Origin of the sequence: Hymenobacter nivis (assembly GCF_006439025.1) — a bacterium.
GTDB lineage: Bacteria > Bacteroidota > Bacteroidia > Cytophagales > Hymenobacteraceae > Hymenobacter > Hymenobacter nivis_A.
In genome coordinates this window covers 1-14,024 of sequence record NZ_RCYZ01000001.1, presented here as the reverse complement: position 1 = coordinate 14,024, position 14,024 = coordinate 1, and the positions used below count along the sequence as shown (strand labels likewise).

Sequence of the window (14,024 nt, the reverse complement as noted above, 5' to 3'; positions counted from 1 at the left end):
CCCCGGCCGTTTATACAGCTTCACCCTCCCATCCCTTTTCAATGCAAACCCGCACCCTCGGCCGCTCCGGCCTCACGGTTTCCGCCCTCGGCCTCGGCTGCATGGGCATGTCCGATTTTTACGGCCAGCAAGACGACGCCGAGAGCCTCCGTACCCTGCACCGGGCCGTGGACCTAGGCGTCACGTTCTTCGACACGGCCGACATGTACGGCCCCTTCAAAAACGAGGAGCTGCTGGCCCGGGCCTTCAAGGGCAAGCGCGACCAAGTGCTGATTGCCACCAAGTTCGGCATTGTGCGCGACCCCGAAGACCCCACCAAGCGCGGCATTAATGGCCGGCCCGAGTATGTGAAATCGGCCTGCGAAGCCAGCCTCAAGCGCCTCGGCACCGACCACATCGACCTCTATTACCAGCACCGCGTGGACGCCAGCACGCCCATTGAAGAAACAGTGGGCGCCATGAGCCGCCTCGTGGAGGAGGGCAAAGTGCGCTATCTGGGCCTGAGCGAAGCTGCCCCCGCCACCCTGCGCCGGGCCGTGGCCACGCACCCCATCGCCGCCCTGCAAACCGAGTATAGCCTCTGGAGCCGCGAGCCGGAAGACGAAATCCTGCCCACCTGCCGCGAGTTGGGCATTGGCTTCGTGCCCTATTCGCCGCTGGGCCGGGGCTTCCTAACGGGCCAAATCCAGAAGTTTGAGGACCTGGCGGCCGACGATTACCGCCGCTTCACGCCGCGCTTCCAGGGCGAGAACTTCCAGAAAAACCTCGACCTCGTGGCCCGCATCAACGACTTGGCCCGGCAAAAGGAGTGCACCCCCGGCCAGTTGGCCCTGGCCTGGGTGCTGGCCCAAGGCGACGACGTAGTGCCCATCCCTGGTACCAAGCGCGTGGCCTACCTCGAAGAAAACCTGGGGGCCCTGGAAATCAACCTTTCCCAAGACGAGCTGGCCCAGCTCGACGACATTGCCCCGAAGGGCGTGGCCGCCGGCAGCCGCTACCCCGCCGCCATGATGGGCTCGGTGAACGGCTAGCTTTCAATGAGCGGGTTGGTGAATGAGTAAGCTAGCAATGAGCATGTTGCTAAATTACTCATTCACCAACTCGCTCATTGCGCCGGCAGTAGGTCAATCCAGCCGTCTTCGCTGACGACGACGGCCAGGCAAGGGTATTGGCTACTATTGACGTAGCGCAGGGCCGAGTTGAAGCGCGAGCCGCGCGACGAATCGCCCTTTTCGGTGGCCAGGCCGTCGAGGATAGCGCCGATGGAGTGGCACACGCCGGTGGGCTCGATGAACACTGCCCCGTCGATGTTGGTAACCAGGCGCAGCACCGTGGGCGTGATGATGCGCGGGGCCACCCGGAAGCTCTGGCGGCTCAGGCGCTGGGCCTCTTGGGCGGCCCCAGTGCTGAATACCAGGATGGTGCCCGTGGGCTGGGTGCTGGCGCTGGCCGTTAGGTCCCAGAGGTAGTCCACGCTGTCGGAGTCAAGCGACGGGAACACGCGGCGCACTGTGCGGCCGAAATTGTCGGCCGCCACGCGGCCCTGGGGCAGGCGCGGCGTGTTGCTCACCACGCGCATCAGCACGTGGCCGGCGTGGCTCATCTCCCAGCTGTAGTGGTGGGTGAAGTTGACGGTAACCAAGGGCTCGTAGCGCGGGTCGGTTTCCGGCACCAGCTGCCCCAGCCCGAATACGTGCGAGGCATCGGAGACCAGGGCCGTGGCGTCCTCGCTCAATTCCAGCAGCTTGCGAATGGAGCGGTGGTCGCGCAGGGTCACGGGGGTTTCGAGGGTGAGCACCGGTACGATGGCCGGGTGCTGGCGGCGGGCCACCAGCAGCGTGCCCACGCCCTCGCTGCCCTCGTGGCGCAGGGCAGCCACGCCGTTGCAGGCATCGTACAGGCCCTGGGTGCCGGCGGGGGCGGCGCGCAGCATCAGGCGGCGGCCGGCGCTGCGCAGCACCTCGTTGTAGTCGCGGTCGAGGGCGGGCTGCTCGTTGTCGGCGGTGTCGGCCTCGCGCAGGGCCCGGGTGCAGTCGTGCAAAAACTCCAGTACCGTGGCGTGCAGCAAGTTGGCCGGCCGCGGCCCCCCCGATTTGGGGATGGCGTAGTAGCTCTCGTAGCAATCGGTGGCCACTTGCAGCACCACCGTCACGAGGTAGCCCTGCAAGTTCACGGGCACCGAGCAGAAGGAGCGGCGGTTTTCCTGGCGTGCGGCCGTCAGCTCGCGCAGCGTGCTCTCGGTGGCCTGGCACACCAGCTCGTACCAGCGCTGCTTTTCGTAGCGGTCGTGGTCGTTGGGGTGCAGGTGGTACACCACGTCGCGGGGCCCGGCGTCGGCCTCCAGGGCGGCGGCGCGGTCCTTAATATCGGCAAAGTCGAGGGGCCGGTAGCGCACACTCTGGGGCTCCAGCACCACGCCCTCGGGCTCGTCGGCCTCGCGGGCCGAGGCCAGGCCGAGCAAAAAAACCTCCGGCCGCAGGTTGCGGTCCAGCAGGTTAAAAACGCCTTCGGCAAACAACTGGGCCGAAACCCGGAACAAACTTTGGTGCTCCCACATGGGCAAAAAGGGGCCCGGGGCGGTGGCGGCCCCGGCGCTGCCCCGGCATACGCAAAAGTGGGCCCCGCGGTGGCAAGCCGGCCAAAATAACTGCCGCCACGCGCTCAAAGCCGGGGCTTTTTCGTACCTTCGGGGTACCCGAGGGCCCCAACGCCGGGCCGCCCCGCCCCACCCCCGCAGCCTATGCTCTTCGTCGACATGATCTTCGTGATGGCGGTGGCCATTTCGTTTATTCCCATCCTCACCGGCTACTGCGCCTACAACTACGGGCGCTCGTTCTGGCTGTGGTTTGCGCTGGGCTGGGTGCTGCCGCTGGCCTCGTTTTTCCTGCTCACCGCGCTCATTCTGCGCGAGCAGCTCGACCCCGGCCGTCGCCTGTTGGCCGATGCCCGCCTGATCCTGCGCGACGCCGCGCAGGCCAAAGCCGCCGCGCAGGGCCCCGAATAAACGCCACTTTAGGGCCCCGAGGGGCAAGTTTAGGGGGCGGGCAGTAACTTGCTGGGCGATATGCTATGCCCTTATGTTATGACTGCTGCCGACTCATTATTTCCTCATCCGGAAGGCTCGCGCCACCGCCCGCTCACGCAAGCCGTTGAGAATACGCCGCCCGACCAGCTGCCCGGCCTGGTGCAGGAGCTTCAAACCCACCAGCTGGAGCTGCAGATGCAGTACGAGTCGCTGCTGCTGGCCCAGGCCGACGCCGAGGCCAACCGCGTTCAGTACGAAGACCTGTACGAGCACGCCCCCGTGGGCTTCGTTACGCTGGGGCCCCACGGCGGCATTGCCCAACTCAACCGCACGGCCAGCCAGCTGCTGGGCACGGGGGGCACCCGGCTGGCCGGCCGGCCCTTCGCGCTGTTTGTGACCCCCGGGCACCGCGCCGATTTTGCCGATTTCCTGGCCCGGGTGCTGGCCAGCCCGGCCCCCCAGCACACCGAAACGGAGCTGCGCCGCGCCAACGGCACCGCGTTTTATGCCCAGCTGGAGGCCGTGCGCGAAGAGCCGCTGCCGCCCCAGGGCCCCGGCTGCCGCCTGGCTCTGTTCGACACCACCGACCGGCGCGAGGCGGCCAACGCCTTGGCCAACAGCGAAGCCCGCTTCCAGATGCTGGCCGAAAGCGTGCCGGGCGTGCTCTTTGAGTGGCGCGTGAACCGCGACGGCGAGCACTACGTCACCTACGTCAGCCCGCGGCTGCAGGAGTGCTTCGGCATGGCCCCGGCCGCCCTCGAGCAGGCCGAAACCTTTCTGCACCCGGCCGACGTGCGCTCGTTTCGCCTCTCGCTGGCTGCCGCCGTGCAGGTGCGGGGCCCCTGGGCATTTGAGGGGCGGGTGGTGGTGCCGGGCCAGCCGCTGCGCTGGTGCCGTGGCACGGCCGCCGTTACCACCCGCGACGACAAGGGCGTGGTTTACAGCGGCTTGCTGCTCGACGTAACGGCCTCCAAGCAACTCGAAGCCCGCCTGCGCGCCGCCACCGAGGCCGCCGAGGCCAACGTGCGGGCCAAGCAGGAGTTCCTGGCCAACATGAGCCACGAAATTCGCACGCCGCTGCACGGCATCCTGGGCCTGGCCGAAATGCTGGCCGCCTCGGCCCTGGCTCCCGCCCAGGCCGAACACCTGCGCCTGCTCAACGGCTCGGCCCAGCACTTGCTGGCCGTGCTCAACGACGTGCTGATTACCGCCCGCCTGGGGGCCGGCCGCCTGCACGCCGCCGCCGAAGCCTTCGACCTGGGGGCCCTGCTGCGCGACTGCACCGCCCTGCTCGCGCCCGAGGCCGAAACCCGGGGCCTGGCCCTGCGCCTGAACGCCCCCCCCGCACTGCCCCGCGTAGTGGGCGACGCCCACCGCCTGCGCCAGGTGCTGCTCAACCTGCTCGGCAACGCCCTCAAGTTTACCGAGCGCGGCGGCGTGGAGCTGCGCGTGCAGTGCCCGGCCGGGGCCGCGCCGGGCCGCGCCCGGGTGGCGTTCAGCGTGAGCGACTCGGGCATCGGCATTGCACCCGCTGCGCTCGACGCCGTGTTCGAGCCCTTCGTGCAGGCCGGCGAAACCACCGACCAGCACTACGGCGGCACCGGCCTGGGCCTGAGCATTTCGCACAGCCTAGTGGCCCTGCTCGGCGGCACGCTGCGTGCTACCAGCGAGCTGGGCGTGGGCAGCACGTTCCACTTCGCGCTCGAATTCGACACCGACCAAAGCGCCCCGGGCACGGCCCCGGTGGCCCCCGCCCCGGCTGCCAAGGCCGCGCCCGGTAGCGCCGGCCGCGCCCTGCTCGTAGAAGATAACCCCGTGAGCAGCCTGCTGGCCGAAGCCCTGCTGCGCGGCTGGGGCTGGGCCGTGGACGCGGCCGCCACCGGCCCCGCCGCGGTGGCCCTGTTTGAGCAGCACTGCTACGACGTGGTGCTGATGGACCTGCGCCTGCCCGGCCTCGACGGCACGGCCGCAACCGCCCGCCTGCGCCAGCACCCCGACCCGGCCCGCGCCGCCACGCCCGTGCTCGCCGTGACGGCCCACGCACAGCTCGACGCCGATGCCCTGCGCGCCAGCGGCTTCGATGCCTACTTGGCCAAGCCCTTCGGCGAGGCTGCGCTACGCCAGGCGCTGGCCGTGGCCCGCCAGGCCCCCGCCGCCGCCCCGGTCCCCCGCGGCCCGCTCTACGACCTGAGCGCCGTGCGCCAGATGGTGGGCGACAATGAGTCGTTTGTGCGCCACTTGGTGGGCGTGTTCTGCACCAGCACGCCGCCCATCCTCGAAGCCCTGCGGCAGGCCCTGGCGCAGGCCGACTGGCCGGCCCTGGCCGACGCTGCCCACCACCTCAAAAGCTCCCTCTACGGCATGGGCGTGATTCCCCTCTACGACGCCATCCGCGAGCTGGAGGCCAGTGAGGCCCAGCACCCCGACCCGGCCCGCGCAGCCTGGCTCGTGGGCGAGGTCACGGCCGTCACCGCCGAGGTGATGGCGGAGCTGGCGCAGGCATTCCCCGGGGCGTAGTGGGGCCCAGGCGGAGTTGAGAGTTGAAAGTTAAGGATCAGATAGTCTAGTCTTTAACTCTCAACTTTTAACTTTTTTCCAAAAGTGCGCCGAGATGAAAGCCGCTGCGACTTTCTACGCGCCGCCGCCTGGGGCCTTAGCGGCGAGGATGCCCGCCGCCGCGCCGGCCCCGCTGGCCAGGCAGCCTTGCAGCAGATAGCCGCCGGTGGGGGCTTCCCAGTCCAGCATTTCGCCGGCCAGGTAGGTGCCCGGGCGGCGGCGCAGCATCAGGTGCTCGTCGAGTTCAGCCCACGCCACGCCGCCGGCCGTCGAAATGGCCTCGTCGAGCGGGCGCAGGCCGGCCACGGGCAGCGGCAAGTGGCTGAGGAGCTGCGCCAAGGCGGCGGGCGGTAGCGTGGCCGCGTCGGGCTGAATTTCGCGCAGCAGGGTGGGGACGGGGGCCCCCAGGTGCAGGGTTTTCTTGAGGAATTCGGCCAGCGATGCCTTGCCGCGCGGGGCCCCCAGCTTGCCCAGCAGGGCGGCGGCGGGCAGGTCGGGCTTGAGGTTGAGGTGCAGCACGGCGGGGCCCCCGGCGGCCAGGGCCCCCCGCACCTGCGGCGTGAGGGCGTACACGGGCGTGCCCTCCAGGCCGTAGTCGGTGAGCAGCAGCTCGCCGCGCACCTCGGGGCCCTCGTGCACGCGCAGGGCAATATTTTTGAGCGGCTGGCGGCCCACCTTCTCGCGGAAAAACGCCGACCACGCCACCTCCGCCCCGCAGTTGGCCGGCGCGAAGGGCAGCACCTCCACGCCAATTTCGCGCAGCAACGGGGCCCAAGTGCCGTCGGAGCCGGTTTTGGCCCAGCTCGCGCCGCCCAGGGCCAGCACTGTGGCGGCAGGCTCGGCGACGAATTCTTCGCCCGTGGCCTCGCGGCGCAGGCGCAGGCCGCGGGGCCCCGCAAAGCCCAGCCAGCGGTGGCGGGTATGGATTTCGACGCCCAGGGCCCCCAGGCGGGCCAGCCAGGCGCGCAGCACGGCGGCGGGCGTGTGGGCCGGTACGGGGAAGATGCGCCCGCTGGTGCCCACGAAGGTGTCGATGCCCAGGTCGGCGGCCCAAGCGCGCAGCTCGGCGGGCCCAAACTGCGCCAGCAGGGCCCCGAAGCGCCCCGCCGCGGCCCCATACTGCGCCGCGAAGCGGGCGGCCCCGGGGGCAGCGTTGCTCAGGTTGAAGCCGCCGTGCCCGGCCACCAGAAACTTGCGCCCCGCCGTGGCCTGGGCCTCGAACACGCGCACCCGGTGGCCGGCCTCGGCCAGGCGCTGGGCGGCCAGCAGGCCGGCCGGGCCGCCGCCCACCACGGCCACAAACGCAGAAGTATCACCACTCATTACGGCCACCAGCTTAGGAACTCAGCCCCAAAACTACGCCCCCGCCCGCCGCGGGGCCCCAACCCGCATCCGCGCCGGCCCGTTAAGCCGGGCCATGAATCCTTATACCATTCTCATTGGCCTGAGCCTGGCCGTGGTGCTCTCGTACCTGTTCGACCTGGCCGCCAAGGCCACCAAGGTGCCCTCGGTGCTGCTGCTGCTGCTGGCGGGCATCGCCTTCGGCCAGGCCACCGCCTACTGGCACCTGCCGGTGCGCCTGCCGCCGGTGCTCCTCCAAATTCTGGGCATCGTGGGCCTGATCCTCATCGTGCTCGAAGGCTCGCTCGACCTGCGCCTCACCCGCGACAAGGGCCCCATGGTGCGGCGCTCGTTTCTGGCGGCGGCCACCATTCTGGTGGTGGCCTCGTCGGCCATTGCCGCGCTGCTGCACTTCTACACCGGCGCGGGCTGGCAGAGCTGCCTGGCCAACGCCGTGGCCTTGTCGGTGGTAAGCAGCGCGGTGGCCATCCCCAGCGTGGCGGGCCTCACGGCCGAAAAAAAGGAGTTCATCATCTACGAAAGCACGTTTTCCGACATCCTGGGCATCATGTTTTTCAACTTCGCCCTGCAAGAAAACTTCGCTCAGGGCGTGTCGTTGGTCACGTTCGGGGCCGATATCCTGGCCGTAATGGTAGTAGCGGTGCTGAGCACGGCGGCGCTGGCATTTTTGCTGGCGCGGCTGCGCGGGCACATCAAGTTTTTTTTGCTCTTCGCCTTTTTGGTGCTCCTCTACAGCTTAGCCAAGCAGCTGCACTTGTCCTCGCTGGTGCTGGTACTGGTGTTCGGGCTGGCTGTTAACAACGCCGACCTGTTTCTGCGGGGCCGCCGCCTGCAAAGCTGGCTGCACCCCAGCGAGCTGGTTTCGGAGCTGGGCCAACTCAAGAGCCTCACCGCCGAGTCGGCGTTTCTGGTGCGCACGTTCTTCTTCCTAGTCTTCGGGTTTTCCATCGACCTCACCAACCTGCTCAACACCCACCTGCTGTGGCAGGGCCTGCTGGTGGTGGCCGTGCTCACTTTCATCCGCTACCTGTACCTGCGCTTCGTGGCCCGCACCGACCTGCTGCCCGAGCTGTTCATCGCCCCCAAGGGCCTGATTTCGGTGCTTTTGTTCTACAGCATTCCGGCCCCGCTGCTCATCGGCGAAGTCAGCGAAACCCTCATGTTTCTGGTCATCCTGCTCACCGGCGTGCTCATGATGGTGGGCCTGCAGCTCGTGCCCAAAGGCGTGCCGCTGGAAGGGGAGGTGTAGGGCCCTGTTGGCGTGGCTTGCGCTACGGCCAGCGCGGGCCACGCCAACAGGGCCCCGGGGGCCCTAGCCCTGGCTGTCCTGAATGAGCTGGCGGCGGTAGCGGGCCAGGATGGCCGACTTGAGGATGAAGCCCAGGTAGCGGCCGTCTTCCTCGCACACGGGCAGGGCGTAGGCCCCGTGGCGGTCGAGCAGGGCCAGGGTGTGCTCGAGGTCGTCGGCGGGGCCCACAATGGCCAGGGGCGGCGTCATCAGGTCGCGGGCCAGGGTGGTATCGTAGTGGCTTTCGTCGAAGAGGGCGTCGCGCACCGCGTCGAGGCCGATGACGCCCAGCAGCCGGCCGCCGGCCGCCACCACCGGAAACAGGTTGCGCGAGGCGTGCCGGAAAATGTCGGCCAGCTCGCCCAGCGTGGTGGTGGGGCGCACGGGCACGAAGTCGGTTTCGAGCAGCTTGCGGGGGTCGAGCTGGGCCAGCAGGCCCTGGTCGCGGTTGGCGTTCACGTCCACGCCCTGGGGCACGAGCTTTTTGGTGTACACCGAATAGGGCTCGAAGTACTTGGTAATCAGGTATGAAAGGCTGCTGACCACCATCAGCGGCACAAACAGCGCGTAACCCCCCGTGATTTCGGCGATGAGGAAAATGGCCGTGAGCGGCGCGTGCACCACGCCCGCCAGCGTGCCGGCCATGCCCAGCACAATGAAGTGTACCTCCGGAATCTGCACCAGGCCGCTCATGTTCAGCAGCCTAGCGAAGAAAAACCCCGCCAGGGCCCCCGAAAACAGCGACGAGCCGAACATGCCGCCGTTGCCGCCCGCCCCCACCGTGATGCTGGTGGCCACCACCTTGAGCAGCAGGCTAAAAAGTACCAGCACCAGCAGCAGCCAGGGGTTGTGGTCGCCGTACACCGAGAAGATGCTGCCGTCGGTGAGCTGGCCCGACTTGCCGGCCAGCAGCAGCTCCACCGTGTTGTAGCCCTCGCCGTACAGCGTGGGAAACAGGAAAATGAGGGCCCCCAGGGCCGTGCCGCCCAGCAGCACCTTGCGCCAGCTGAGGCCGGGCCAACGGGCAAAAAAATGGTCGAACCAGAAGTAGGTCCGGATCATGTATACCGAAAAGAAGGCCGTGAAAACGCCCAGCAGCACGTAAAACGGCACCGCGTGCACCGGCCAGCTCGTGGTAATGAGCACGAACGGCTGGCCCGCGTACAGGGCTTTGGACACCACCGTGGCCGCAGCCGAGGAGAGCAGCAGCGGGATGAAGTACTGCGCCGGCAGCTCCAGCAAAATGGTTTCGACGGCAAATAGCACCCCCGCGATGGGCGAGTTGAAGATGGCCGCCAGGCCCGCCGCCGCCCCGCACCCCGTGAGCAAGCGCCGCCGCCGCCGGTCGAGGTGCAGCACCCGGCCGGCGTTGGAGCCCAGGGCCGAACCCGTGACGGTGATGGGGGCCTCAGTGCCGGCCGAGCCCCCGAAGCTCACCGTGAAAAAGGCCGTGATGAGCTGCGAGTACAGCTTGGAGCGCGGCACCACGCTGCCCTCACGGGCCGTGTTGTAGATGATGGGCGCAATGCCCCGGTTGAGGTGCCCGTGCAGCAAGTACTTGGTGGTCAGCATCGTGAGGGTGATGCCGATGATGGGGTACAGCGACGAGGCAAACACCCGCTGCTGCTCGGGCACGCTGGCTTGCAGCAGGCGGGCGGCCGTGCGCACGCTGGTTTTGAGGAGCACCGCCGCCAGGCCCGCGCCCGCGCCCACCAACACGCTGAGGATGAGCAGGTACATGCGCTCGCTGATGTGGCGCACCCGCCACACCAGCAGCGGGCGCAGCAAGCGGTGGACGGTGAAGGGGGGCATGGCGGGCGGTGTTGGTGGCGCAGGGGCTGCGCAAATGTGGGGCCACTGCGCGGAAGATGGCCCCGGCCCCCGCGGGCCGGGGCGGGGCCCGGCCGCCGCCGGCCGCCGGCTGGGCAATACTTTTGGGGGCCCCGTCCTTCCTTTTTGTGGCCCTATGCTTCGTTCCATCATGTTTGTCGGCACCGCGTCCGACGTGGGCAAGAGCGTTATCACCGCCGGGTTTTGCCGCATTTTTTTGCAAGACGGCCACCGCCCCGCCCCCTTCAAGGCCCAGAACATGAGCCTGAACAGCTACGCCACGCCCGAGGGCCTCGAAATTGGCCGGGCCCAGGCCGTGCAAGCCGAGGCCGCCGGCGTGCCGTGCCACGTGGACATGAACCCGGTGCTGCTCAAGCCCACCTCCGACCAGGCCGCGCAGGTCGTCGTCAACGGCCGGCCCATCGGCACGCAGTCGGCCTACGAGTACTTCCGCACCAACGACCGCCACGCCCTGTTCGAGGCCGCCACCGCGGCCTACGACCGGCTGGCCGCCCGCCACGAGCCGGTGGTGCTGGAGGGCGCCGGCAGCATCTCGGAGCTGAACCTGAAGGCCCGCGACATCACCAACCTGCGCATGGCCCAGCACGCCGGCGCCGCTACGTATTTGATTGCGGATATTGACAAGGGCGGCGTGTTTGGGAGCGTGTACGGCACGCTGGCCCTGCTGGAGCCTGAGGAAAAAGCCTGCATCAAGGGCATCATCATCAACAAGTTCCGGGGCGATGCGCGGCTGTTTGCCGACGGCCGCCAGCAGTTGCAAGACCTGACCGGCGTGCCGGTGGTGGGCGTGCTGCCCTACTTCCGCGACATTTTTGTGGAGGAGGAAGACTCCGTGGCGCTGGCCCGCAAGCAGCGGGGCCCCGGGGCCCCCGGCCGGGTGCAGGTGGCGGTGGTGCTGCTGGGCCGCATGTCCAACTTCACCGACTTCGACGCCCTGGGCCACGACCCGCGGGCACACCTGTTCTACACCCACGACGCGGCCGAAATCCTGGCCGCCGACGTGGTGATTCTGCCCGGCAGCAAGAACACGATTGACGACCTCATTGCCCTGAAAAATAACGGCCTGGCCGCCGCCATCGTGCAGGCCCACCGCGCCGGCAAAACTGTGGTCGGCATTTGCGGCGGCTACCAGATGCTGGGCCGCTCGGTGGAAGACCCCGCCGGCGTGGAGAGCCGCGTGGCCGCCACCGCCGGCCTGGGCCTGCTGCCCGTGCGCACGGTGCTGGAAGGCGAGAAAACCACCCAGCAGCGCCAATTTGTGTTTCTGGACGGCGCGGCGGCCGACTGCCAGGGCTACGAAATCCACATGGGCCGCACCGTGGCCGAGGGCCCCCCGCGCCCCGTGGCCACCCTGGCCAGCGGCGCGCCCGACGGCTACTACGCCGGCCCGAGCTGCTGGGGCACCTACCTGCACGGCATCCTCGATAACCCGGCCGTCATCGATGCGCTGCTGGGGCCCCACACCACCGAAACGGCCGCCGCGCCGCTCGATTTCGCGGCTTTTAAGAACGAGCAGTACGACCGGTTGGCCGCCCTCATCCGCGAAAACGTAGACATGGCGCAGATTTATAAAGCATTGCAAATGTGATGTACCGCCAAGCTGCGCTTGGCCTTGCTCCAGGGGCCCTCGGGGCAGCATAGGCAAGGCCAAGCGCAGCTTGGCGGTACAAGCTAATTTTCTCCCTTAACCCCCTCTAGCCATGCTGCACGGCCACGGCGACGACGGCTACCGTCACACTTCCGATATCGTAGCGGATTTCAGCACCAACGTGTGGTACGGCGGCGAGCCAGCCGGCCTCAAGGAGTACGTGTTCAGCCAGTGGCCGCGCGTGAACCGCTACCCCGAAGTGCTGGCCGAAAGCCTGGCCGCTCGGGCGGCGGCGCACCACGGCGTGCCCGCCGGCCAAGTGCTGGTGAGCAGCGGCACCACCGAAACCATCTACCTCGTGGCGCAGGCCTGGGCCCGGCGCCGCAGCACGGTCGTCACGCCCGCCTTCGCCGAGTATGAAGACGCCGGCCGGCTGCACGACCACCAGCAAAATTTCCTGGCCTGGGAAGACCTGCACGCGGAAACGGTGATAAACAGTGACTTGGTGTTTGTGTGCAGCCCCAACAACCCCACGGGCAGCTTGCTGGGGCCCCGGGTGCTCGAAACGCTGCTGGCCAACCACCCGCGTACGGTGTTCGTGCTCGACGAGGCATTCATCGAATTTACCACCGATGCCGAAACGGCCATCCCGCTGCTGGCGCGGTTCGATAACTTGCTGATCATGCGCTCGATGACCAAGGCCTACGCCATTCCCGGGCTGCGCCTGGGCTACGTGGTGGCGTCGGCGCCGGTGGTGGCCCGGCTCACCCGCGCCCGGGCCCCCTGGACGGTGAACGCGCTGGCCGCCGCTGCCGGCCACTTCATCTTCGAGCACTTCGCCGAGGTGCAGCCGCCCACCGCCCAGCTCCTGGCCGACCGCGCCGCCTTCGCCACCCAGCTGGCCGAAAACCCTGGTTTAGAGATATTTACCAGCCACACGCATTACTTCCTGGGGGCCCTGCGCCGCGGCACCGCGGCGGAGCTGAAGCGCGGGCTGCTGGACCGCCACGGCTTGCTGATCCGCGACGCGGCCAACTTCCGGGGCCTCACGCCGGCGCACTTCCGCCTGTGCACCCGCCGCCCGGACGACAACCAGCTGCTCGTCAACGCCCTTGCTGAATGGACCGCTTCCCGCGCCTAGCCGCGCCGCTGCTCGCCGGCTACGCCCTCGACCTGCTGCTGGCCGACCCCGAGGGCTGGCCTCACCCCGTGCGCACCTACGGGGCCCTCATCGCCGCCGGCGAGCGCAGCCTGAACCGGGGGCCCCAGCGCTTCGCCAAGGGCGCGCTGCTGGCCGGCGGGCTGGTGGGCGGCACGTTCGGCGCGTTTTGGCTGATGGACAAGGCTTTGCGTCGCCTGCCGCCCGCCGTGGGCGTGGCCGTGAACAGCGCCTGGGTGTATTACGGCCTGGCCAACACGGGCTTGGTGCGCGAGGGCCAGGCGGTGTTTGCGGTGCTGGACCAGGACGGGCTGGACGCCGGCCGCCGCCAGCTGGCGCGCATCGTGGGTCGCGACACGGCCCGGCTCGACGCCCAGCAAATCCGCACCGCCGTGCTCGAAAGCCTGGCCGAAAACCTGAGCGACGGCGTGGTGGCCCCGCTGCTCGCCTACGCCCTGGCCGGCGTGCCCGGCCTGATGGCCTACAAAATGGTGAACACCCTCGACTCGATGGTGGGCTACCGCAGCCCGCGCTACGAGCAGTTCGGCAAGTTCGCCGCCCGGCTCGACGACGCGGCCAACCTCGTGCCTGCCCGCCTCACGGCCGCGCTGCTGGGGGCCCTGGATGGCAGCCGGCGCAGCTTCCGTTTCATCCTCAAATACGGCAATCAGCACAAAAGCCCCAACGCCGGCTACCCCGAAGCTGCCCTGGCCGGCGTGCTCAACTGCCGCTTCGGGGGCCCCAACTACTACCACGGCCAGCTCGTGGCCAAGCCCTACATCGGTGAAAACCCGCGCCCCATCGGGCCCCAGGAAATCCACCGCGTCGCCCGCCTCAACCACGCCGTGTGCGCCGCTGTGGTGGTAGGTATCGTGGGCTGGTTGTGGGGACGGAAAACTAGGAAGTGTTAACAGTCGCGCAACCAGAGTACGGTCGCCGCCAAGTGAATGAAGGCCAAAAAGTGCGCGTCGAGCTTGTCGTAGCGCGTGGCCACGCGCCGAAACTGCTTTAAACGGCTGAAAAGCCGCTCGATGGGGTGGCGCTGGGCGTAGCGGACCGCATCGTAGGCCCGCGGGAAGAGGCGCTTGCGCCGGGGCGGAATCACGGCACAGGTGCCACGGGCGGCCAGTGCGGCCACGAGCGGGTCGGAATCGTAACCCCGGTCGGCGATGAGGTACGCCGGGGCCAAGCCCTC

11 protein-coding genes are annotated in these 14,024 nt (G+C 68.5%); 7 read left to right on the top strand and 4 right to left on the bottom strand.

Going from position 1 to position 14,024, the window contains the following annotated elements; translation table 11 throughout:
* The first annotated feature begins 41 nt into the window (after window positions 1-41).
* Window positions 42-1,031, top strand: coding sequence for an aldo/keto reductase (locus EAH73_RS00055; protein WP_140464274.1), 990 nt, complete (start codon window positions 42-44; stop codon window positions 1,029-1,031).
* Window positions 1,032-1,105: 74 nt separating this feature from the next.
* Here the strand turns inward: EAH73_RS00055 and EAH73_RS00050 are convergent, their stop codons facing one another.
* Entirely contained in the window at window positions 1,106-2,557 is a 1,452-nt protein-coding gene (locus tag EAH73_RS00050; protein WP_140464273.1) for a diadenylate cyclase, read from the bottom strand.
* A 183-nt stretch (window positions 2,558-2,740) separates the two neighbouring features.
* Here EAH73_RS00050 and EAH73_RS00045 point away from each other — a divergent pair, with 183 nt between their 5' ends.
* A complete protein-coding gene (locus EAH73_RS00045) occupies window positions 2,741-3,004 on the top strand; it encodes a hypothetical protein (protein ID WP_140464272.1) in 264 nt (87 codons plus the stop codon).
* 78 nt (window positions 3,005-3,082) lie between these two features.
* A complete protein-coding gene (locus EAH73_RS00040; RefSeq protein WP_161599391.1) occupies window positions 3,083-5,542 on the top strand; it encodes a PAS domain-containing hybrid sensor histidine kinase/response regulator in 2,460 nt (819 codons plus the stop codon).
* A gap of 114 nt (window positions 5,543-5,656) precedes the next feature.
* Here the strand turns inward: EAH73_RS00040 and EAH73_RS00035 are convergent, their stop codons facing one another.
* Window positions 5,657-6,904, bottom strand: coding sequence for an NAD(P)/FAD-dependent oxidoreductase (locus EAH73_RS00035; protein ID WP_140464270.1), 1,248 nt, complete (start codon window positions 6,902-6,904; stop codon window positions 5,657-5,659).
* Between the two features lie 94 nt (window positions 6,905-6,998).
* Here EAH73_RS00035 and EAH73_RS00030 point away from each other — a divergent pair, with 94 nt between their 5' ends.
* Window positions 6,999-8,192, top strand: coding sequence for a cation:proton antiporter (locus EAH73_RS00030; RefSeq protein WP_140464269.1), 1,194 nt, complete (start codon window positions 6,999-7,001; stop codon window positions 8,190-8,192).
* Window positions 8,193-8,255: 63 nt separating this feature from the next.
* Here the strand turns inward: EAH73_RS00030 and EAH73_RS00025 are convergent, their stop codons facing one another.
* Complete coding sequence (locus EAH73_RS00025; protein WP_161599390.1) at window positions 8,256-10,043, bottom strand: chloride channel protein; 1,788 nt, start codon at window positions 10,041-10,043, stop codon at window positions 8,256-8,258.
* Between the two features lie 154 nt (window positions 10,044-10,197).
* On the opposite strand from EAH73_RS00025, the gene EAH73_RS00020 reads away from it, so the two are divergent.
* From EAH73_RS00020 to cbiB, 3 genes are all read left to right on the top strand, one after another.
* Window positions 10,198-11,670 (top strand): cobyric acid synthase, encoded by a 1,473-nt coding sequence (locus EAH73_RS00020; protein WP_205012942.1) that lies wholly within the window; start codon window positions 10,198-10,200, stop codon window positions 11,668-11,670.
* Window positions 11,671-11,782: 112 nt separating this feature from the next.
* Window positions 11,783-12,811 (top strand): pyridoxal phosphate-dependent aminotransferase, encoded by a 1,029-nt coding sequence (locus tag EAH73_RS00015; RefSeq protein WP_140464267.1) that lies wholly within the window; start codon window positions 11,783-11,785, stop codon window positions 12,809-12,811.
* Window positions 12,790-13,740, top strand: coding sequence for an adenosylcobinamide-phosphate synthase CbiB (gene cbiB, locus EAH73_RS00010; protein ID WP_140464266.1), 951 nt, complete (start codon window positions 12,790-12,792; stop codon window positions 13,738-13,740). Before EAH73_RS00015 ends, cbiB begins: the two co-directional genes overlap by 22 nt.
* Here cbiB and EAH73_RS00005 read toward each other — a convergent pair.
* A partial coding sequence (locus EAH73_RS00005; protein ID WP_140464265.1) for a transposase occupies window positions 13,737-14,024 on the bottom strand: 288 nt, incomplete at its 5' end. The genes cbiB and EAH73_RS00005 overlap by 4 nt on opposite strands.

Coding starts and splice junctions, on each gene's coding strand:
- EAH73_RS00055 (WP_140464274.1), top strand. CDS start 42: ATGCAAACCCGCACCCTCGGCCGCTCCGGCCTCACGGTTTCCGCCCTC.
- EAH73_RS00050 (WP_140464273.1), bottom strand. CDS start 2,557: ATGTGGGAGCACCAAAGTTTGTTCCGGGTTTCGGCCCAGTTGTTTGCC.
- EAH73_RS00045 (WP_140464272.1), top strand. CDS start 2,741: ATGCTCTTCGTCGACATGATCTTCGTGATGGCGGTGGCCATTTCGTTT.
- EAH73_RS00040 (WP_161599391.1), top strand. CDS start 3,083: ATGACTGCTGCCGACTCATTATTTCCTCATCCGGAAGGCTCGCGCCAC.
- EAH73_RS00035 (WP_140464270.1), bottom strand. CDS start 6,904: ATGAGTGGTGATACTTCTGCGTTTGTGGCCGTGGTGGGCGGCGGCCCG.
- EAH73_RS00030 (WP_140464269.1), top strand. CDS start 6,999: ATGAATCCTTATACCATTCTCATTGGCCTGAGCCTGGCCGTGGTGCTC.
- EAH73_RS00025 (WP_161599390.1), bottom strand. CDS start 10,043: ATGCCCCCCTTCACCGTCCACCGCTTGCTGCGCCCGCTGCTGGTGTGG.
- EAH73_RS00020 (WP_205012942.1), top strand. CDS start 10,198: ATGCTTCGTTCCATCATGTTTGTCGGCACCGCGTCCGACGTGGGCAAG.
- EAH73_RS00015 (WP_140464267.1), top strand. CDS start 11,783: ATGCTGCACGGCCACGGCGACGACGGCTACCGTCACACTTCCGATATC.
- cbiB (WP_140464266.1), top strand. CDS start 12,790: ATGGACCGCTTCCCGCGCCTAGCCGCGCCGCTGCTCGCCGGCTACGCC.